Consider the following 21,827-nt stretch of genomic DNA (forward strand, 5'->3'; position numbering starts at 1 on the left):
GCGACGATAGGCAAATGAAAGTTCGTAATTGGCAAAGTATAATTCAGCAACTCGAAATTCTATTTGATATAGATTTGCAACCAGAATAAATACAAACACTTAATTTATTGTTCAATCTTGACCAAGAGTCAAAGATTTGCGCGTTTAAATAATGATAAAAACGGAAAATTGCGAAAGCGTTTCCGTTTTTTAGTATACTTTTAATAACACGATGTCAATGGTTTCAAAGAAATCTAGACATTAACACACTTAAATCATTACTTCCTAAAATTCTTAACTAATTTAAGAAAAGATATAAAGAATATATAATTCAAAGAAAAACTAAATTAATCCAAAAATTTAGTTTAAATAAGATTTAAAGGCAGTTATTATGTACGATTATCATACTGAAATATTTAGTGGCAAAGAAAAGACTAACCCTGACGAAAGAATTAATGAGCTAGCAAAAGATGGTTGGAGAGTAGTCACAGCAACAACAATATTTTCTGGTGGAAAATCTTTTTTAGCAGGGGCACCTATTACAGACTTAGCAATCATTTTTGAACGCAAAATAAATTAACACCATAGTCAAAACATTTCTATGAAACGGCTTTTTGACAAATAAAATAATTTTTTAAATTTTTTTATTTTAAGAAGTCGCTTTTATTTGTAAAAAATCCATTTATAATTCTCTTGTCATTTTTATGAACACAATGGTGTTAAACGATAAATGTATCGGAGAATATATGGCAAATATAATCGTTTATGCATGCTCTAGCGTTGCAATAATAAAAACTAATAAATTGATAAAAAAACTGGAAGAACAAAATCACCAAGTAAAAGTTCTTGTTTCACAAAACGTAAATAAAAATGTGGTCGAACTTGAAAATTATTTTAATATCACTTATCTTAATGAAAAAATATCCTTAAATAAAGAAAATAAAGATTTTCCTAGCGATCATATCAAACTAGCCAAAGAAACAGATCTAGTAATAGTTGCCCCAGCTACTACCAATTTTCTTGCAAAGTATAATTCAGGAATATGTGATGAAATAAATTTGGCATTTTTGTATGCTTATGACGGGCCTATTTTATTTGCACCCGCAATGAACGACGTTATGTGAAAAAGTTTAAACGCTAGGAACATTGTCGAAAACCTTAAAAATATGTCAAATCATTTTTTTATTGGCCCAAATTTTGGAATGCTATACGAAGGGTATGAAGGAATTGGTAGAATGAGTGAGGTTGACGAAATTTTTGAGATTGCTAATAATCTTTTAAATATAAAAAAAGATAAAAGAATAGTCATCAGTTATGGTGCTTCAAAAATTTGATTAGATCAAATTCGATATATTACATCTGGCGCAACAGGAATCTTTGCAAAAGCAATTAATAAAGAATTATCAAAACAAGGATATCAATCTGATTTAATTAACGTTTCATTAATGACAAACGAAATGCTCTCAGAAAAAATTAGCAAATACGATATCTACATAGCGTCAGGTGCAATTGCTAATTTCAATGCTGTCCAACATGACGGAAAATATTCAGATTCTAAAGAATGAGAGTTGCATCTATTTAAAAATATTGATGTAATCGATCAAGCAACAAAACTTAACCAAAAATTAAAAGTGTTTGCTTTCAAATATGATAACGATATTAATAAAGCCTACATAAAACTTCAACATAATGAACAAATAAAAGCAATTTTGTATAACGAAATAGGAGCAATGGGTTTTAATAAAATCACAGGCGCGTTAATTAACAAAGCAGGCAAAAAAGAGGTTATTAACAAATCTAAATCAGAAGTAGCAGAATTAATAGTAGAAGAGGTTTTGTCATGATAAAGAATTTATACATTGATATCGGAAATACTTTTACTAAATTCGGAATCTACGACCAGATACAAAAAACATGACATATTTGTAAACTAAGAACTTCTGAATACGAAACTTCTTCAACAGTTTACGTTTTTTTGAAAAACAATCTTGAAACTTTAAAATTTGATTATCTAATTATATCTTCAGTTGTTCCATACATGGATATTGTAATGAAAGAATTAAATAGTCAATATTTAAAAGTGAAAATGATTTTTTTGAATGGAGATTCAGATTTGCCTATTCGCTTGGACAATATAAATAAACACACAATCGGAGCTGATATTTTAGCTTGTGCTATTTATGCATCCAATTATCACAAAGAAGCAGTTGTAGTAAGTTTTGGAACAGCTACTGTGCTAACTCATATGAAAGATAAAAAAATTATTGGAACAGCAATCGCTCCTGGGGTTTATAGTTCATATTTAAATTTAGTATCTAAAGCTGCAAAATTATCAAATACACCGTTAAAAAAAGTTAAATCAACTTCTGCCACAAATACACAAGAAGCATTATCTATAGGCTTTATTAATGGTTTTAAACACCTTGCTTGTGGGTTAGCGAAAGCTATGAGCCCTAACGCGAAGTTATTAGTAACAGGCGGAGATGCGTCTTTAATAAAGGACATTGAAAACGCTGAATATATCGAAAATCTTGTCTTACAAGGATTGGAGATCTTTTTTAATAAAATGGTTTTAAAAAATGGCTAGTCCAAAAAATCAGGTCCTGGCTAGTTTTAACGAAAGAAAAGCAGCAGATTTTTTTGGAAAAGCTCCTATTCATATACTTGGGCTACAAGTTATTTTACCAGCACTTTTATTATCATTATTATTTGGGATTTATGTATTTGCTGATCAAATCATGTTACAACAATTAGTTCCAATTGACGGACATAATTATTTTGCTCCAATTACAACCAAATTTTCTTCAACTATTTCAAACTTCTCTCAATCTTTTTTTACTAATAAAGACTTAATTAATGCCAAAATTTTATTTTTTGGATCTAACGAATTAAACCAACAAAAACTAAATCAAGTATTTATTTATTCTGCTGTCCAAACCATTGGAATAGTTAACTTAATCATTTACTCATTAGGATTATTTATAAGTACAGGATCTTCGGTTTTTTATAGTCGTTATCTAGCCAACAAGCAAATGAATCGCGAAGAATTAATAAGAACATCTTTTTATGGAACTTTTATAAGTTCAGTTGTATTAACAGCAATTATGTTGGGAGTTCAAGGCCCGATAATAAATACGATTTTACCTAATGGAATTCAAACAGGTATTGATTCAACGAACAACCTATTAAATCCAAATAATTCAAAAACCTTAACAGATGACCAAAACACTCTAATTATTCAATTACAAAATCAAATGGGAGCTAACGCTAAACCCTATATTCAAAGTTTATTAATTACAATGAATTTGTCACGTAATGAGATTGTTTTTAATTTGTCACAAAACTATTTATGGTTTTTATCAAGTAGTATTGTTTTAGTTTCGATTTTGAATTTATATGTATTTTTTTTACGTGCCGAAGGAAAAAACCTGTGGATAACATTGTTTGGAATCAGCGCTAACATCATTAATATCATTCTGGATTACGTTTTTATTGGAGTAGCTAAAATAGGAATGGCGGGAGGCGGGCTATCTACACTGATTGGTTATTTGATAAATCTTAGCGCACTATTTGTTTATATTTATTTCTTATCTACCAAAAACGAAACTAATTTAGGCTTTAAACAACTACTAAAATTTAACATCACCCCAAGAATAATATTTATCTCATTTGTTCTTGGGCTAGGAACTTTTTTACGTGATCTTTCTTTAGCTGTTGCCAACATCATCTATGCCCCAGTAAGAAATGCAACAGTCAGCATGATTGGCTTTGCTAACATTTTAACTGACGCAGGCGCAATTTCTCCGGTTCCAATTTACAATCTAGTCTTTTTTGCAATTTATGGAATTATTGATGGAATGCGTCCAGTATTGGCATATAATTATGCAACGAAGAATTATCAGCGTTTAAAGCAAGCTTTTTATACAGGAATTTTAGTCAGCTTTTTGTATGCCCTTTTAGTAAATATTATTATTTATATACCAACATACATTCAAACTCATGATAATCAATTTTTGTTTTTTTTGGGTGCTGAAAACAATTCCAACCGGTTAACAATATTAAAAGTTTGATTTCCAGCGTTAATGCTGCAATTACCATTTATTGCATTAGCTATCGGCGGGCTCGCAATTTTTCAGGCAACAGGAAAAATGTGGCTAAACATTTTATTATCCCTAATGCAGGGACTCATTACCTTTTTCCCAGTTTTATACATAATGGCTGCCATTAGTGTTGCTACATCTTCTTGGGAAGTGATGTTTTATTCTGGATTCATAAATATCGTAATATCTTCTTTAATAATTTTTGCAATCGCAGAAATATACATGGCTAAATATATGGGAAGAAAAGAAAAATACACGGATCCCCAAATGGCTACAGAAAGCGCCATTAACACGATTAATGTATTTACGAAAAAAATAAACGCTCTATTCATAAAAAATAAAGCAATCAAAGAAACTTCAAAAATATAGCCAAACTTCACATCCAAATAGAGCCAAACTTCACATCAAAATAGAGCCAAACTTCACATTTAAAAATTTTATTTTTTGAAAATAAAGTATATTTCAAATTAAACTTAGAGAAATTATTATGAATAAATATTTACCTAGAATAGCTGATAAATTGCTACAAGAAGTCTTAATTACAAGGGCGCGGTATTAATTGAGGGAGCAAAATGGTGTGGGAAAACCACCACGGCTGAACAAGCTGCTAAAAGCGTTTTGTATATGGATGACCCCCAAATAATGAACCAAAATCTAAGATTAGCGGACACTAACATTAAGATTCTTTTGGAAGGAAAAACTCCACGCCTTATAGACCAATGACAATTGGCTCCAAAATTGTGAGATGCAATTCGCTTCGAAGTTGACCATCGGCATTCTTTTAACCAGTTTATTTTAACCGGTTCATCTTCAATAATCGACAAAACTCAAATAATTCATTCGGGTACTGGCCGTTTTACAAGAATTTTGATGCGCCCTTTAAGTTTGTATGAATCTGAAAATTCTAGCGGAGCAGTTTCTTTAAAAAAATTGTTTAACAATCGTCAAAAGGATATTAAATCAGACGATTACACAATCCACGATATCGCTTTTTTTTATATGCCGTGGTGGATGGCCTTTATCAGTAAATAAAACTAAAAAAAATAGCTCTTCAACAGGCTAAGGACTATTACCTAAGTCTTGTAACTAGTGACATAAAAAAATTTTTGGAATATCCAGAGATACAGAAATGATGAAAACATTGCATCGTTCATATTCTCGATTAATAGGATGTCCTAGTAAAGCTTCAACGATTATAAAAGATTTGCAAACAAAGAATGAATATATTCTTTCTTCAAATAGCATCTATGCTTACTTAAGGAACTTACAACAAATTTTTGTAATTGAAGAAGCTAATGCATGAAATCCTAATTTAAGATCAAAAACTGCGACAAGAACGTCAAACACTAACTACTTTATAGACCCATCAATCGCTACCGCAGCATTGGGCTTTTCGCCAAATGATTTAATCAATGACCTTAAAACCATGGGTTTCTTATTTGAAAATTTATGCATTAGAGATTTACGTATATACAGCCAAAAACTTGGTGGCCAGGTATTTCATTATCGAGATAAATATGGGCTAGAATGTGACGCAATTATACATTTAGAAAACGGTTCTTACGCGCTTGTGGAAATAAAATTGGGAGGAGATAAATCGATAGAAGAAGGTGCAAAAGTTTTAAACAAATTATCTGAAATTATAGATTCAAACAATATGAAAAAACCATCTTTTAAAATGGTTTTAACAGGAGTTGGAAATTTTGCTTATAAAAGAAAAGACAACATCTTGATAGTGGCCCAATAACCTCTCTCAAAAATTAATTCTAATTTAAAAACTAATCAAATGTTTTAAAGTCTAGATATGAATAAATTTCCTATTAAGTTTCAGATAATAACAATAATTAATACTTGTAAACTAACTTTCCATTTAAATAGGTTTTGATGGCCTTAGTATTTTTCAAATCCGAAAGTTTTTTGAGTGCAAATATGTTCTGATTCAAAACTACAAAATCAGCCTTGAAACCCATTTCAATTTTTCCTTTAACATTCTCTTCGTACGATGCGTAAGCACTACCTTGAGTATAAGCATCAATTGCTTGATTCAAACTAATTTTTTCATGCAAAACAGTACCAGATTTTGGTTGAGCTGGTAAATCAATGCGAGATATCGCAAAATATAAATTTGGTCATGGATTAAAATCAGACACTGGTGCATCTGTTCCGAACCCTAAATGAATATTGCTATCTAAGAAACGTTTAAAGGTAAGCACATCATGAAAACGTTTTGCACCAATTCGTTTCTTTAAAAAAAGCATACTGTTATCGTATAAACAAGGTTGCCCATAAACTACAATATTCAAATTTTTAATTTTCTTAATTAAAGAATCATCAGTCATTAAACAATGAATGATTCCATGCCTTAATGGATTTTTTTTGGATTTATCATATTTTTCATAAATTTTTAGAATCTGGGCAATCGCTTGATCACCCAAAGCATGACAAACAATTGGTATTTTTCGCTGAGTAGCTTGTTTGACAACTTTGTCTAATTTATCGTTTGTGTATACCAAAAAACCATGATTGTTTTTTTGATCTGAATAAGGTTGGTTCAAAGCTGCTGTACCAGCACCTATTGATCCGTCGGCAAAAATTTTTAGGTGACCGATCTTATTATATTCAGACTGGGTAGAATTTTTTAATTGATCGTAAACGTCAAAAAATAAATCCACTTTTTCAGGACATGACATTCAAGTCTGATGATAAAACTTTAAGGTAATTAAATTTTTCTTATCAGCCAACTCGTAAACTTTCCAGTATTCCATAATTTTTTCATCTGTTAAATCGCAGCAATGAACTGAAGTAAGTCCATACGAATTTAACATTTTCATAGTCTTTTGATAGATTTTTAATTGTTCATTTAAAGTTGGAGGAAGGTATTCATCACGGGCATAACCGCATGCTCCTTCTTTTAAAATGCCATTAGGGAGCCCGTCAGCGCCTAATTCTAAAATTCCGCCTCGTTGGCTTTGAAAATTTTTTATAAAAACTTTCATTTTCTTTAAAGCAGCAGTGTTGCAAACTATCATGTGCCGATCGATTCGCGACAAATAAATTGGAACAAATTCAGAAATTTTATCAAGTTCTTTGCGGGTTGGATACAACTTACAATCACTAAATGCAGTTTCATCAAAACCTTCAGCTCATAAATTCTTTTTAGGTGTTATTTTGTGATTTTTAATTCAAACTCGACATTGTGAAATTAAATCTTTTAAACTGAAAATTTTAGTCAAATCAAGATTCTGAGAATTTAAAGCAAGCATTCTAAAATGAATATGAGAATCATTTAAACCAGGGATTACAGTTTGTTTTTTTAAATCAATGGTTTTATCTACTGAAATTTTTTGAATCTCGCTAGTTAATCCGGTTTTTATAAATTTATCATTTTCAACGATAAAAGCTTGGGCAAAGCGGTTGTTCCCTAAATAAACATTCCCGTTAATATATGCAGTTTTCATTTTACTCAAGGGTTTCTTTTAATTGTCTTAGGTATTTAAGATTTTCTCACGGAGCAATTAGTTGCTCGCGGCCAAAATGGCCGTATGTAGCAAAAGGTAAAAACAAAGTTTGAGTTAAATGTAATTCTTCAATAATTGATAATAAATCAAAATCAAAAACCTTACTAACAGCACGAGTAATTTTTTCTAGCGGAATTCGATTTGTGTTAAAACAATTGATATTCATCTTCTGCGGTTTTTCAAGTCCTATTGCCCAACTTAACGATACTTCACATTCACTTGCTCAATTATTAGCAACAATATGCTTGGCTATCCATCTAGCATAATATGCACCAGTGCGATCAACCTTTGTTGGATCTTTTCCACTAAAAGCTCCTCCGCCGTGATGAGCATAATTTCCATACGTATCAACCATCAATTTGCGGCCAGTTAAACCAGTATCGCCAATTGGCCCGCCAATAACAAAACGGCCAGCTGGATTTATTAAAATTTCAAAGTCAATATCTGATTTGTTATTGATAACTTTTAATTGTGTTAGTAATGGAACAATCACAACGTCCATTATTTTATTTTTCAGCGTTTCTAAACTACACGTTACATCGTGTTGTACAGACATTAAAATTTGATGAATTTTAACTTGATTACCTTGATAATTTAAAGTTACTTGACTTTTCATATCTGATTTAATTTCAGGCAATAAACCCTTTTGTTTTTGATGCTCACAAAAAGCTAACAATTGGTGCGCTAATTGCGTTCCAAGTGGCATTAAAGATTGAGTTTCTGCAACCGCATAACCAATGGTAATTCCTTGATCTCCTGCGCCTAATGAACCATCGTTATGGTTAACTAAATTAGCAATGTCAATTGATTGTTCGTGGATATTAGAAATAATGGTAAAGTCATTTTCGTTATAACCTAAAGGAGAAATTATATCTCAAGCCGTCTGTACCACGTCCACATAACTTGCGGTAGAAATTTCTCCACCAATAATAATTAAACGATTACTTGCTAAGACTTCACAAGCAACCCGACTTTTTGTGTAATGAAATAAACATTTATCCAAAATTGCATCTGCAATTTGGTCACATATTTTATCGGGGTGTCCTTTACTAACTGATTCGCTTGTATAAAAACCTTTACGGTAATGGTGGATGGCATACGCTTTTGACATTTTTAGATCTCCTTAAAAATTTGAAATGGTAATGGAATATTTAATGTTTTTGATTCCTGTAGCAAAATACTAGCATAATATGCATGCATTGCACCATTATCATTAGTAAATTCCATAGACGGCAAGGCAATGACTGGGTGCAAATCTTTTAAACGGTTCCGTAAGTACGAATTAGCACTCACTCCACCACCTAAAGCAATCATTTTTATTTCGTGCTGGTTCAAATAAAATTTTACACGTTTTAATAAATCTTCCATAATTCAATATTGAAATGAAGATGCTACTTTAACAAGATCAATAGATTCGTTTCTTTGGTTCAAATTATGCAAATAATTTAAAACTGCTGTTTTAAACCCGGAATAACTAAAAGAACTATGATCGGTATCTTTCTTAATAAACTGAATAGTTTGTGAGTGAAGCGGATCAAATAATTTATCAATTGCTGGTCCAGCCGGATAATTTAAATTCATACTCCGACCTACTTTATCATACACTTCGCCAATTGCATCATCTGTCGTTTGATCTAGTAACTGGATATCTAAAGCATTTTTGATTAAATAAATCGCTGTATGCCCACCAGAAACAACTATACCCATTGCCGGATATATAATTGGTTGCTGATTAATACCACCACTATATAAATGGCCATATAAATGGTTTACAGGTAGCATTGGTAAGTGTAAACTTAATCCAAGGGTTTTAGCAAATATTTTCCCAACGTGAAGTGAACCTGGTAACCCAGGTTCACTTGCATATGCAATATGAGTCAGCTCATCAAATTTAGTATGAGATGCATTCATAGCTTCATTTAAAGCTCGAGTTAAGTTTTTTTCATGCTCACGAGCTGCAATTTCAGGAACAACTCCGCCAAATTGTTGGTGATAACTAGTTGAAGAAATAATAGTGTTAGCAATAATTTTGCCATTTTTAAAAACACCAATACCACTATCATCACAAGTTGTTTCAATCCCTAAAATTACAGGTTCTCTCATAATCTACTTTTATCTTAAACTTTCTTTAAATCGGTAAAAAGCATTTATTAATGCTTGTTTTTGGAAATCGTTTGTGGGCTGTTCTAACGATAACGCCGGAGCATTATTATTTAAATATTTTTGTGGAATAGAAATATTATACGCGTTTTGTAGTTCATTTGCTAAAGCAAGATCTTTTATTTCTTGTGAAGAGTAAGTAGCGATCGAAGAAGCAATATAAGCACTATCAAAATTTGCATCAGTAACATCCGCTTGGTTTGATGCACTTTCATCCCCTGGGAAAACAACGCTAACAGAATCACTAACTGAATTTGAATCTGGAATAAAGGTCCCTTTTTCTAGTTTTGTTGGTGTTCCAGGAACATGACTAATAATTCTTAATGGAGATGTATAAAATACAAAATCAAAATTCATCATTGGTCCGTATTGGAAGACCGAAGATTTAGCAAAATCTGGATCTGCAGCTCCACCTGATACAATCCCTTTATCATCAATTGAAAAGTCGCTGTCAGGCAAAAGCTTTCTTTGAAAATGAGTAACCCCATCTTCAACCTCGCGTCCATTTATTTCTTGTTTAGCTTCATCGCCTTCCCCAACTTTTATTGGTTGTTCGTTTTGTGGTGCTTGAGAACCATCATCTGTAAAATAATAATTATTAATGATATCTGCTCCCTCTAAACCAACATTACGAATAATGTTATAAGCTTCATCTAAAAATTGCGAATTTCTGTCTGTAGATAATTTATTAATAACCATACTATCTAAAGCATACGATGAATTCACTGGTGTTACAATGTGAAAATTATCACCATTAATTTCATCTTTTAGCTTATCGTTCAAAGCATCGCCACCAAGACCTGCAAAGATAGCATCTCCGTTAAACATGAAAGCACCACCCAATGAACCAGCAGACCCAATTGGTCTTGCTAATGCATTTAAAATTGCATTACTATCTGAATTCATCACTAATGGAGTTGGTTTGTTTCCAAAATTTGGTGGATTTATCCGTTGTTGGTTTAAATCTTTAGGATTATTCGTATTAAATTTTCAACTATTGTAAACATCTTCATAATCTGCTATTGAAGGCTTCAAGTTATTCAAAATTGGATCATCTGTATCCGAAAGACCAGAAGCCAGACGGTCTTCGCCACGGACTATACTAGCCGTTGTAAATAGCGTTCTTTCATCTTCAACAACGCCTAAACGGCCATTATCAAAACGGTCTTTATATTTAGTACCAATAAGGTTTAAAATCTCACTAAAAGTTGGTTGCTGAAAATTTGGATTATCGGGCGTTTTTGTAAATTCAGGAATTGGTGCCCCACGGTAAGCAAAAATATAATTTTGGAAGAAATAAGGCACACTGTATTCTAAAAGATTTGGAATTCCATCATTATGAGCACTATCAGTTAGAATTTGTTGTATGGGAACCGAAAACAAACTAAGAGCTTCATCTGCCGTTTTAATTGGTTCATGGGTGTCAGGATCTTTCAAATTAAATTTAGATCAATCAAGTTTTACTAAATCTCCAGCTTTTGCAAGTTCGATAATCGCATATGTTGAAGGAATTCCAATTGTATAAGTTGCATTTTTAAAATTACTAATCATGTTTTCGTTTGAACTATAAAAATCAAATTGAACATTTCCATAAGTATCTTGAATTCTAGATTGTAAATCAGAAGACATGTAAGATTCATAATTGCCAAACACAAAATTTCCGCCTCCACCAGTTCCTGGAACACAAGAAGATAAAGCAGATGTAACAATAAAACCGATTCCTAAAAGACCAAAACCGCCAATATATTTTTTGTTTCGAATTTTTTTAGCCATTATTAACTGCTCCTATAATTTCAGAAGTTTTTGTTTGAAGAACTTTTTGTTTATTTACTTCTGTTCGAATAGTTTTAATAATTTGTTTGTTTGATAATTTTAATTTGGTCATCTTTGAACGACGCTTAACAATTGAATCATGGTGTTTTTCCCGTTCAATATATCATTTACGTAGTGCAAAAATAATTGTAATCAATACAGTTAGAAGAATAATAATTGTTCCAAAAGCAACGGCCCAAGCCTTAACGCCTCGACGCATTGAATAAAGTTGTGTCGCTATTGTTTGTGTTGACCCACGAACTAAATTAGTAACAACAAAATCATCAAAACTCATAGAAAAAGCGATCAATGCACCAGCTAGAATTCCAGGCATTAAATAAGGGACTGTAATCTTAAAGAAAGTAGCTACTTTAGAGACTCCTAAATCTTCGCTAGCTTGAATTAATTTAGGGTTCATTTTTTGCATCCGTGGATAGATGGTTACTAAAGCATAAGGAGTACAAAAAGAAATGTGTGAAACAATAACAGTAAACAATCCCAATGAATTACCAAAACTTAATCAGGTAGTTGCAAATAAAACAATTAAACTAAGCCCTGAAATAATATCTGGAGTGGTAATAGAAGAACTTGAAGCTCCTAATGCTAATTTGCGATAAATTTGTTTATTGTTTCAAATTGCAAAAGAAGTCATCACAGCAATGATAATCGAAATCGGTGTACTCACCACGCCAATAATTACCGAATTAATGATTCCATTGAGAAAGCCATCATCAGTTGCTAAATAAGAATATGCACTTGCACCAGTTCCAGTTCCCAAGCCAAAATCAAGATTAATATTTTCTTTAATTGTTGAACCGTTAAAACTAACCATAACAACAATAAATAAAGGTAAGTAAATCAAGATCAGAATCAAAAAGATATAACTTTGGCGTAACAAATAACGCACTTTTTGCCAGTCAATCATTATTGGTTATCTCCTAAGTTGGTATCTGCAAATGTGGCACTAGAAGTAACTAAACTTGGTGCAACATTTGTATTTTTTTTCTTTCCAAAAAAAGACCCAGTAGATATTTTGGCTTTACTCATCCGCCACATTTTTGGCACACCAACTCACAAAACATAAACGCCTAAAATAATTAACGCCAACACCAAACTAACTGCACTAGCTTGTGCAATTGCCAAATTACTTTGTAAACCATTACTACCAAGACTAAAAATGAAATCACCAATCAATGCTGAATCATTACGGTTATTCAAAAATTCCGGAATTGCTACGGTTGTAAAACTAGGTAATAAAACTAAAGTCAATCCCGAAATAATTGCACCTTTACAGTAAGGCACAACAATTAAGAAAAATGAAGTGAAAGCATTTCGCCCCAAATCTTGGCTTGCAGTCATATAAGTTTTAGGCATATTGCTTAAAACAGTATATAAAGGCAAAATCATGAATGGAATATAAATATATACCATTCCAATAATTGTAAACCCGTCACCAAAAGTCGTATTGGGTCCGCCTACTAGTAAATCAAGAATGGACTTCAATCCGATTAATTTAATTAAAAAACTACTTCAGATCGGTGCTGTCGCAAACAAAATAACAGTTGCTTTAAAAACTTTGCTTTTCCCAAAAGCCAAATAGTAGCAAAACGGGAAAGCGATAATTAAACATAACGCTGTAGAGACAACCGCAATTCAAAACGATTTTCAAATTTTTTCTCCAACAAAAGCATCAATCGCATTAAAATTATCTGCGACTGTTCCCTTGATTTTTGAACCATCTAAATTAGAAATAGTTACGGGTTGTAAAGAGTAAACTAAAATAATAATTAATGGAACAATAAACAACATAATCATGAACCCAACAAAAGGCAAGATTAACCAAATTTTCTTTTTTGCTTTAAAAGTGTTGCTGAATTTGGATTTTAGATTTCCTCACATTACTGTTCAACCTTCATCATATGAACATCAATAGGGTCAAATTTTAGACCGACCTTTTGATTTAAAGTAACACTATCGATATTATCAACAGCAATCTGTGTTCCATCATTTAATTCACCTTGAACTTCTCAAAGCAAACCCTTATAAATAGTGTTAGTTACTGTTGCATCAAAAAAGCCTTTGCCTTGTTCAACAACATCAAAGTCTTCAGGGCGAATTAAAACCTTAACAGTTTCATTGGGTTTAAATCCTTCTTCTTCGCCTTCATCAGTATCAATGATGTCACCACTGCTGAGTTTGATTTTATAATCACCTAAATAGGTTCCATCGAAGATATTCGCAGCTCCAATAAACTTTGCCACTCAAACATTTGAAGGTGAATCATACACATCACTTGGTGTACCAACTTGCTCTATATCACCCTCAGACATTACTACTATTTTGTCAGATAAAACTAAAGCTTCTTCTTGGTCGTGAGTAACCAACAAAAAAGTCAATTTAAATTCTTTATGCAAACGTTTCAATTCATTTTGTAAATTTTTTCGAACCTTTGCATCTAATGCTGATAATGGTTCATCCAACAATAAAATATCTGGTTCAATAACTAAAGCTCTTGCTAGGGCGACACGTTGTTGCATTCCGCCAGATAATTCAGAAGGATACTTGTCTTCTTTTCCGACAAGACCAACCGTTTCAATCATCTTGGTTGCCCGTTCATCAATTTCTTTTTTTGTTAATTTTCGGGTTAAAGAATGTTTTTCAAAGTTTTCTTTTTTCATAGTAGGATAAGTATCCCAGTATGACATTCAATAATCAACGTTGTTATACTCTTTAATCAACTTATCATATTGCGTATCAAGTGTTTTTTTCTTTTTGTAGTTATTACGCAAGTCAAGGATTTCTTTTTCAATATTAGAAATCTTAACCTCGTCATCAAGTTCAGCAATTTTGTCACGCAGTTCAATTATTGCATCGTTAAATTGAAGTAATCGCATTTCCTTGTTTTCTTCGAATCAAGGGTTGGATAAATACTTTTGATCAACTTTAACTATTTTAGTTTCTATTGCTTTGCGTTTTTTTTCAAAGTCTTTCTTTTTTCCCGATGCGAATTTAGTTGCATCTTGGAAAACTTTTTCAGCTTCTGCGTATTTGGCTGGAGATATTTCTTCAAGCGGAGTTCGCATAACCTTTAATCCATAACAAATGTTTTTATACACTGTCATATTGGGGAAGAGCGCATAGTTTTGAAATACTGTTGCGCTGGGACGTTTGTGAACGGGCATATCTTTAACATCGATACCCCCAATTCGAATTTGACCATAAGTAGGTTGTTCAAAACCTGCAATCATATTTAGTGTGGTTGTTTTGCCACATCCAGATGGACCTAATAGTGTTACGAATTCACCTTTTTGTATATTCAGGTTGAAGTTACGAACAGCTACGAAACCATCCTCAAAAGTTTTATTAACACTTTTTAGTTCAATAAAGCTTTTTTCTTCCAATTTAAGAACCCTCGCCTTTAAAAAATAATTAAATAAATTATCACCTTCCAATTTTGAAATGAAGATAATTATAGAAAAAAAGCAAAATATTTTTAATAAAAAAAGAAATTTTTTTTAAACGATTTTTTTTAAAGGTATCTCTGTAAAAAAACAAGCAAAAAAAACGGTATAGAGCACTCCCTTCCAACTATCACTAAAATAATTCAAGCAGATCCAAGATATAAATGAAAAACTCCAGATCGTTATATTGAAGAAAAACACCCTGAACGAATTTGCTATATGGAAACAGGTCATACTCAATTAGATATTAAGATTTTTGGTAAAACGCAATTACCAGTGTTTGGACGAAAACTTTATGTTGCAGGATTAATTGATCAAGGTTCAAAATTTTTCTACTCTGAAGTTTTAGTGCAGCAAACTACTGTTGAACTAATTGAGTTCTATAAGCGAGCATATGTATATTTTGAAGAACATGGAATTACCATTAAAAGAACCAGAACCGATAATGCCATGCAATTTAAAGAAACTAATTTTGTTAGGTCACCACAATTTTACGATTTGTTAAAGTCGTTAAAAGTAGAACATCAATTCACGCCATTAGGTGTCAGTCAAGCTAATGGACAAATTGAAAATATTTTCGGTAAGTATGATAAAGAATTACTTCCAGGAATTTGAGATGTTGCTGAGATGAAAGTTTTTGAAGAAAAAGTCAAGCAGTACGTTGAATATCATAATTTTTATCGCTACCACACCAACAGCATTAATAAATATGATGATCGTTTTCCAAAATATATCATTCCTATTAATTTCTTAAAAGGATTAAATGAAATTGATTTTAAAGGAGAAATATACCTTCCGCCCGTACATGGTCACATTGAGCATTTATCATCTGAAATAGATTATGGAAGTAAGGAATAGTTGTTAACTTAAAATACCAATTCAAAAAATTAAAACAACCATAATAAATGCCATTATTAAATGGTTGGAATTTTAAGTGTTCTCGATACCCAAAATAATTGATTTTCCTACACGATATAAGTAAAAAGAGAACATGAGTCTATATCCCCATGTTTTCTTTAAGTATTTTCGTACTTCTAGAAACCTGTTTAATAAGCAGTTTTAGTTATTTTATCAAAACTATTTTTATTTGTAGTGACAGCTTTACATCCAGTAGTTCATATTACTATTTTTCATTTTTTCAAAAATCTCTAGGTTGTTCAATTATCTTATTATCTTTTAAAATTTTCCGATCTTCTCCATAATCCTCTTTCATAAAATTTTCAAAAATATTATTTTGAGTTTCATCAGAGCAATAAATTTTTAAATTTTGTTTCGCTCTTGTTATAGCTGTGTAAAAAACATTGTGTGTTATTTTTTCTTCGTTTTGGTTATCAAACAATATTTTTACAGAATTAAATTCTAAGCCTTGTGATTTATGGATTGAAACAGCATAAGCAACTTGAAAAGGAACAACATATTTAAAATCATTTGTCAAATCTGAGTTTTTGTTTGGATTCATAAATACAACGACAGTATTTTCAACAATAAGTGGTCTCCCTGAATCTCAATCCGGAGAATATTCTGAAAGATTACGATCTATTAAATTTATTTCATCGTTAACATGGAGTTCTAATAAAAATTCAACTCTCTCTTCATTATAACAAGCATCAGGAGGATAATACCTAATGTTTTTTATAATACCTTTGGTATTGCTAGAATAGCAATTATTAAATTTTTCAGGATTTGTAATTAAAATAGGATCGCCTACTTTATAAATTTTGTGGTTTATTATGTATTCTTTATTTTTATTGTTCATTTGAATTAAATGGTTTATACTGTTTATCCCATAAAATCCGTCGTAATTCAAACAAAGAATAATTTCATCACTTACAGGCGGTTTTTCTAAATCTGAAAGAAAATCGTCAAGTCTAAAAAAATAAAAATTGGCAAAATTACCAAATTCTTTTCCAATTGTATTTCTTTTCCTAATTATTTCCCAAAATTTTGCTAGTTGTGATTCTTTGTCAACTCTGTGTGGGATACTAAGAGTAATTTTTTTTCATTTGGCAAAAATTTATCTAAAAGTTTGAACCAATTTCCAAACTCGATAGACTCTAATTGAAATATGTCTCCGGCAAGAACCAAAAACCTAATTCTAGTAAATTTTTCTAAAATTTCGAGCATGGCGTCGTTCGAAATTGTGCTACTTTCATCTAAAAACAAAACATCATAAACATTTTCTACTTTACTTGCTTTATTTATTGCCTTTTCAACTGTAGTAAATTTTGTTAAATTAGAATTCTTTGAATCCATTACATTTCGTAAATTATTTCGCGCAGAATTTGTTATAGTAAGAAAAAGTTTCCTCTCTTTGTTAAAAAAATTAGCGAGAACATTCATAGTAAAAGATTTCCCGGTCCCTGCGGGGCCGTAAATTGGTACTACACACCCTTGAGATAACATTTTTGTAATACCTGATATTTTTTCGGCATCAATATTTTTTTGGTTTTTTAGTTTTGGGTTTTCTTTTTTATACCAAAAAGAAAAGTTTTCATTTTGTAAATTTGTTTGACATATGCCATTAAAAAGTTTCATAATGCTTTCTAAAATTGTTTTGGTAGATTTTAAGTAACCCGATAAATAGAGTTGCCCATAATCGTATTTAATTTGGGCATCTTGAAATTTTGTATATAACGATTTATTGTATTTATCAAGTAAACTCTTCATCCCTTCTATATTTTTTTCATCAACAGGTAAACAATCCTCAATTTCTTTCCAATTTTTTTGAACATCCAGGAATAACTTCCCTGAATAAACTGTTTTTTCTTTTATAAAGGAAGCAAATACTTCTTCTTGGTTTTTAGCTACATCTGTCCCTCAAAAGCAATCCAAAACATCTGATCTTTTTAGTTTAAGATTTTGAAGATCAAAATTTAATGGATGGTCTTCAAACGGAATTGAGCTATTCCCTATTCGAAGATCTGATAAAAGATTATTCGCCTTATGTTCGATTTTTATACATTTGTTATATCTCGACAGTTGCGGTCTAATTGTTTTTAACCTAAAACTATATAAAAGATAGCGAAGAATTTTTCAACCTTTTCTTTTTTCCTTACAAAAAACTCTAACTTTTTTTAAAACATCGTAAAAAAAGATTTTGCTCTCTGGCTCAATATCCTTTTTAATTTCTTCACAAAACGAATCAAAGGCATCATCAGAACAATCCAAAAAATAAACTAAATCACAGTTTTTGTGTTTCATATATTTACATATAGAAAGCAATTCATTCTCCGAATAATAACGCTTTTCTTCGTGAAAAATATAATTAAAGTTTATGATCTCACACATCCGAATTCCAAAATTCCAACCAACAATCAATTCTGCTTTTATAGATCTACCGTTTAACTCAAAATACTTGGTTAAAATTTGCAAATCCAAAGCATAGTTTGTGTTTAATTTTAGTAAAGTGTAAGCAGTTATTCTACGAAATTTATTTTCACAATCCTCAACAGGTGAAAGTGTCACTTCAAAAATTCTTCCATTTTTAGTAAACTTGGGCGCCGATTTAATTACATAAAATTTGTCTTCGACAATTTCGTTTACATTTTTTTCCATTAATAAATCAGAAATTTTGTTGTAGTGTTCAAGAACCATTGGGTCGTATTCAAGAATAAAATTTGTAATATTTGAAAAATACTCCTCGTTAAAATCTTTTCTCATTAACTCTTTAATTTCATACAAAAACTTAATATAATCTCACATCAATTTTTGACAAGCCTCTGGAGACGGTAGGTAATGTGAGACAGAATATTTAAATTTTTCATAAAAATCAATAAGAAAAAAATATTTAGGTTTTGCATCTCGGGGGCAGTGGCTTTTAAGGTATCCTAAACTATCTTCTAATTCTTTATAACTTATGTATTCATCAATATCGTCATTTTTTTCAAGTTTTCTCACCACCTTTGCAATAATGTGATTTACCAAGTGGCGCAGTACAATTGCAATTTGCTGTGAAACCCTTTCTTTCATTTTTTTAGTAACATTTGAATTTATTAAAGAAAATTGGTATTCTATATATTCATTTATTATCTCTAGTTGTTTATCGTTCGTTAGTGCTTGAGTTTCTTTGTTATCCATTGTTTTTTTGTTTTCTTTTAAATTTTCTTAATATTGTAATTGTATTTTGATTTAAGGAGGAAAAATCCTATTAAAATTTAATCTTTAAAAGATTCGAACAACATGTCCCTCATAAAAGAAAAAGCGCGTTTAAAGCGCGCTTTTGTCGTAATTCAATTCTGTGTGTTGTATTGCCTGTTTTTCTTTCAGCTTAACGACATTGAGCTGCGTCTTTCTAAACTCACCAAATAAACAAATCTTTTGGTCTTCTACAGTTTTGCCGTATAACTTGTAGTGTCCCATTAAATTATTCAAGCTGAACTGTTCTGGCTCATTTATGAAAAACAGATATTGCTGAAATAAATCACTAACTCTCCCTCTTACATCAACACCTAATAAATCTGTGTAAACGCCATTATAACCATAACCTTATTTCCAAGTAAAAAAGCCATTCCCAAATACAAAATATAAAGGAAAATCAAGAAAACAAGGTTTTCAACAAACACAATTGCAGCCCCTTTCAATACATTGGTATCGCATCACTGCTTCAAATTAAACGGAGTGGGTTTAAAAGATATTCTTCATCACGAAAATAATGTTAATTTGCTGTATTTTAGTATCACAACTTTTGAAGATATCACCAACTCTAAAGCTGTTGCTGATATCATTATGCAAAACATTATGCAGAACGCCAACTTTAACCAACAGCAAAACCGACAAGCTCTATTATTATTTGACGAGTATAGTGCCTCTGGTAGCAATTAAGAAACTAATTTGCTTGGCATGCCGCAAATACATCCTGCGTGAAGAGGGTAGACCGATAAAAAACTGGGATGAAATCCATAAGCAATTGGTTGCCTTCCGTGAACACGAAATAGAATCACAGTACTAAATATTCCTAACAACATGGATTTTAAATAACAAGCCACTTTCATAAGTGGCGACACTTTGCTATTTATTCGTCTGATAGTTAACTAGATTTTTGAACGTTTTGATAAAATGTTTACAACAAAGGATTTAACATCATCTTAAGTTTTTATGATGTTGTTAAACTTTACACACTTAAATCTATACTCTCACAGATAAGTTTATTACAAAAAAATGTCAAATGTCGAATCAAATACTACAATTCATGAATGCATAAAAATCACATTTAACTGATCTCTTTATTGATTTGATTATTTTTCAAAGAATAATACCGACTATAAAAATTATTTGAACCAAATATATTATCCATATTTTTTAATATTTTGTTGTACATATAATCCAGTTTGAAATAAGAACGTTCGGTTTTTCTTAAATAACCTTGTATAACCCTCTCTAAATTTTTATTGAAAAACATAAAACGCCACTTTTTATAAAATCGAAGGGTGCGTTTATTAAATTTTTTGTCTTTGTTCATTCGATTCAAAATTCATAATGAAGCCCCATATGGAAGAATTGCTCAATAAAAAACTAAAGATAGCAAAAACAAACAGAGTAAAATTACACTAGATGTTATATTAAAAGTGTTGCTTAATTGTTGTAGTGAGCTCGACAAATTCAAAAAAATTTGTTGCTGAGCAAATAAACTGTCAGCTTCTTGAAAATTAAGAGAACGATTTGCCAGTGAGATCTGGCTACTAAAAGTGCTTGCCTGAGCAGATCATGCTCTGGAAAAATTATCGAGCACGGCAGAAGTTATATAAAGCCCTATCATCAGTAAAAGCAAACAAATATAAGATGTAAAAAAGACTCAAATATTGTAATGTTTTTTTTAGATTCTAAATCAATATAATTTTTGAATAAAAATAAATCGTTATCCATAATTCCCTCATACTTAAATTTGAAAATCTATAATTTTGGAGATTAATTATTAAAATCTCTAAGACTGAACTAAAGACAAAGCCGCGCTCAAATAATACATGCAATTTTTGATTTTTTTATTGGTATCATCTATATTATATTTAATAGAATTAGTTAAATATTGGTTGAACAAATTGTCAAGATTAGAAGAAAGTGATTTTAAATTCTTTATTCGTTTAGCAATACGTTTTTAATTAATCCTGCCAGCTTCGACTCAATAGCAACAGATGTTTTATCAATAACGCTATTTAAAGAATTTATTCCATCAGATAATACACTTTTAACTTTTAATAATTCTTCTCTAAATGTTGTGAATGTATCTGCTAATATACTAAGACCAAAAGCAATAGGAGCAACCGGTAAAATAAATGATAAACCAATTCCTAATTTACTCAGAATAGAAGTAAGTTCTCCAACACTATCAATTGAGGTTTGAACAGAATCCGATGAAATTTGAAGCAATTTTTTTGCATATTGTATTTTGGAAAGCATATCTGTTAAATTATAACCTTGGGGCAATACTGGCGGAACTCAAGGTTCAGGAGGAAGGAACATTTCTATATCTCCTTGGTCTGCATATGAGCCTGCTAACCCACCATATCTAGAACCACCAAACATTTGATTATTTCTACCAAAATATCTTGGTGATGCTGGATTATCTTCTTGCGCATCCATAAACACAGTAAACAAATCAATCTTATTTTTTAAAACGTTGTTTTTGACTGGTTGCAAAGGTATAGAATATTTTCCCACTACGGTATTTTTATCTTGATTCAAAATAGAAAAATTGCTAACAGTTTTTTGTTTTATAATATGCTGAGATTTACTGTGATTTACTAAAAGAACAGCTGGACTTAAAATCGAAATAGAACATAACAAAGAAAAAGATGATCCCA

18 protein-coding genes and 1 pseudogene are annotated in these 21,827 nt (G+C 31.1%); 8 read left to right on the forward strand and 11 right to left on the reverse strand.

Going from position 1 to position 21,827, the window contains the following annotated elements; all coding sequences use genetic code 4:
- Positions 1-370 precede the first annotated feature (370 nt).
- The 6 genes from T384_RS06565 (at position 371) to T384_RS07475 (ending at position 5,826) form a co-directional block, all read left to right on the forward strand.
- On the forward strand, positions 371-559 hold the full coding sequence (locus T384_RS06565; RefSeq protein ID WP_036499227.1) for a DUF4177 domain-containing protein: 189 nt from the start codon (positions 371-373) through the stop codon (positions 557-559).
- A 166-nt stretch (positions 560-725) separates the two neighbouring features.
- The gene (locus T384_RS0104420; RefSeq protein WP_027119999.1) at positions 726-1,826 is read left to right on the forward strand and encodes a flavoprotein; all 1,101 of its coding nucleotides are present in this window, start codon (positions 726-728) and stop codon (positions 1,824-1,826) included.
- Positions 1,820-2,566 carry a type III pantothenate kinase gene (locus tag T384_RS0104425; protein ID WP_027120000.1) on the forward strand — a complete coding sequence of 249 codons (747 nt, stop codon included), beginning with the start codon at positions 1,820-1,822 and terminating at the stop codon, positions 2,564-2,566. Before T384_RS0104420 ends, T384_RS0104425 begins: the two co-directional genes overlap by 7 nt.
- Positions 2,559-4,448 (forward strand): MATE family efflux transporter, encoded by a 1,890-nt coding sequence (locus tag T384_RS0104430; protein WP_027120001.1) that lies wholly within the window; start codon positions 2,559-2,561, stop codon positions 4,446-4,448. Before T384_RS0104425 ends, T384_RS0104430 begins: the two co-directional genes overlap by 8 nt.
- Positions 4,449-4,721: 273 nt before the next feature.
- On the forward strand, positions 4,722-5,111 hold the full coding sequence (locus T384_RS07470; RefSeq protein WP_211247134.1) for an AAA family ATPase: 390 nt from the start codon (positions 4,722-4,724) through the stop codon (positions 5,109-5,111).
- Between the two features lie 79 nt (positions 5,112-5,190).
- The gene (locus T384_RS07475) at positions 5,191-5,826 is read left to right on the forward strand and encodes a DUF4143 domain-containing protein (protein ID WP_408631980.1); all 636 of its coding nucleotides are present in this window, start codon (positions 5,191-5,193) and stop codon (positions 5,824-5,826) included.
- 97 nt (positions 5,827-5,923) lie between these two features.
- Here the strand turns inward: T384_RS07475 and T384_RS0104440 are convergent, their stop codons facing one another.
- The 7 genes and pseudogenes from T384_RS0104440 to T384_RS0104470 form a co-directional block, all read right to left on the reverse strand.
- Positions 5,924-7,537 (reverse strand): amidohydrolase, encoded by a 1,614-nt coding sequence (locus T384_RS0104440; protein WP_027120002.1) that lies wholly within the window; start codon positions 7,535-7,537, stop codon positions 5,924-5,926.
- A gap of 1 nt (position 7,538) precedes the next feature.
- On the reverse strand, positions 7,539-8,708 hold the full coding sequence (metK, locus tag T384_RS0104445) for a methionine adenosyltransferase (RefSeq protein WP_036499230.1): 1,170 nt from the start codon (positions 8,706-8,708) through the stop codon (positions 7,539-7,541).
- Between the two features lie 2 nt (positions 8,709-8,710).
- Positions 8,711-9,700: a tRNA (adenosine(37)-N6)-threonylcarbamoyltransferase complex transferase subunit TsaD gene (tsaD, locus tag T384_RS0104450; protein WP_027120004.1), complete on the reverse strand. Its 990-nt coding sequence runs from the start codon at positions 9,698-9,700 to the stop codon at positions 8,711-8,713.
- Between the two features lie 9 nt (positions 9,701-9,709).
- Positions 9,710-11,530 (reverse strand): type 2 periplasmic-binding domain-containing protein, encoded by a 1,821-nt coding sequence (locus tag T384_RS07035; RefSeq protein WP_027120005.1) that lies wholly within the window; start codon positions 11,528-11,530, stop codon positions 9,710-9,712.
- A 130-nt stretch (positions 11,531-11,660) separates the two neighbouring features.
- Positions 11,661-12,494 (reverse strand): annotated as a pseudogene (locus T384_RS06580) (ABC transporter permease); the annotation flags it as partial.
- Positions 12,494-13,468 carry an ABC transporter permease gene (locus T384_RS06585; RefSeq protein ID WP_052663553.1) on the reverse strand — a complete coding sequence of 325 codons (975 nt, stop codon included), beginning with the start codon at positions 13,466-13,468 and terminating at the stop codon, positions 12,494-12,496. The gene T384_RS06585 and the pseudogene T384_RS06580, both read right to left, overlap by 1 nt.
- Positions 13,468-14,970 (reverse strand): ABC transporter ATP-binding protein, encoded by a 1,503-nt coding sequence (locus tag T384_RS0104470; RefSeq protein ID WP_027120006.1) that lies wholly within the window; start codon positions 14,968-14,970, stop codon positions 13,468-13,470. The genes T384_RS06585 and T384_RS0104470 overlap by 1 nt, the downstream gene beginning before the upstream one ends.
- A 279-nt stretch (positions 14,971-15,249) precedes the next feature.
- Here T384_RS0104470 and T384_RS0104475 point away from each other — a divergent pair, with 279 nt between their 5' ends.
- Positions 15,250-15,888 carry a DDE-type integrase/transposase/recombinase gene (locus tag T384_RS0104475; protein WP_027120007.1) on the forward strand — a complete coding sequence of 213 codons (639 nt, stop codon included), beginning with the start codon at positions 15,250-15,252 and terminating at the stop codon, positions 15,886-15,888.
- Between the two features lie 265 nt (positions 15,889-16,153).
- On the opposite strand, the gene T384_RS0104480 is transcribed toward T384_RS0104475, so the two are convergent.
- Positions 16,154-16,786: an ATP-binding domain-containing protein gene (locus tag T384_RS0104480; protein ID WP_027120008.1), complete on the reverse strand. Its 633-nt coding sequence runs from the start codon at positions 16,784-16,786 to the stop codon at positions 16,154-16,156.
- 191 nt (positions 16,787-16,977) lie between these two features.
- The gene (locus T384_RS0104485) at positions 16,978-19,107 is read right to left on the reverse strand and encodes an AAA family ATPase (protein ID WP_027120009.1); all 2,130 of its coding nucleotides are present in this window, start codon (positions 19,105-19,107) and stop codon (positions 16,978-16,980) included.
- Positions 19,108-19,647: 540 nt separating this feature from the next.
- Here T384_RS0104485 and T384_RS0104490 point away from each other — a divergent pair.
- Entirely contained in the window at positions 19,648-19,851 is a 204-nt protein-coding gene (locus T384_RS0104490) for a hypothetical protein (RefSeq protein WP_027120010.1), read from the forward strand.
- A 388-nt stretch (positions 19,852-20,239) separates the two neighbouring features.
- Here T384_RS0104490 and T384_RS07480 read toward each other — a convergent pair whose 3' ends face one another.
- On the reverse strand, positions 20,240-20,785 hold the full coding sequence (locus tag T384_RS07480) for a hypothetical protein (RefSeq protein WP_156933136.1): 546 nt from the start codon (positions 20,783-20,785) through the stop codon (positions 20,240-20,242).
- A gap of 314 nt (positions 20,786-21,099) precedes the next feature.
- Entirely contained in the window at positions 21,100-21,663 is a 564-nt protein-coding gene (locus T384_RS0104495; protein ID WP_156933137.1) for a hypothetical protein, read from the reverse strand.
- Positions 21,664-21,827 lie beyond the last annotated feature (164 nt).

The sequence above is a fragment of the Mycoplasma testudinis ATCC 43263 genome, from assembly GCF_000687795.1.
In the GTDB taxonomy this organism is placed as follows: domain Bacteria; phylum Bacillota_I; class Bacilli_A; order Mycoplasmatales; family Mycoplasmoidaceae; genus Mycoplasmoides; species Mycoplasmoides testudinis.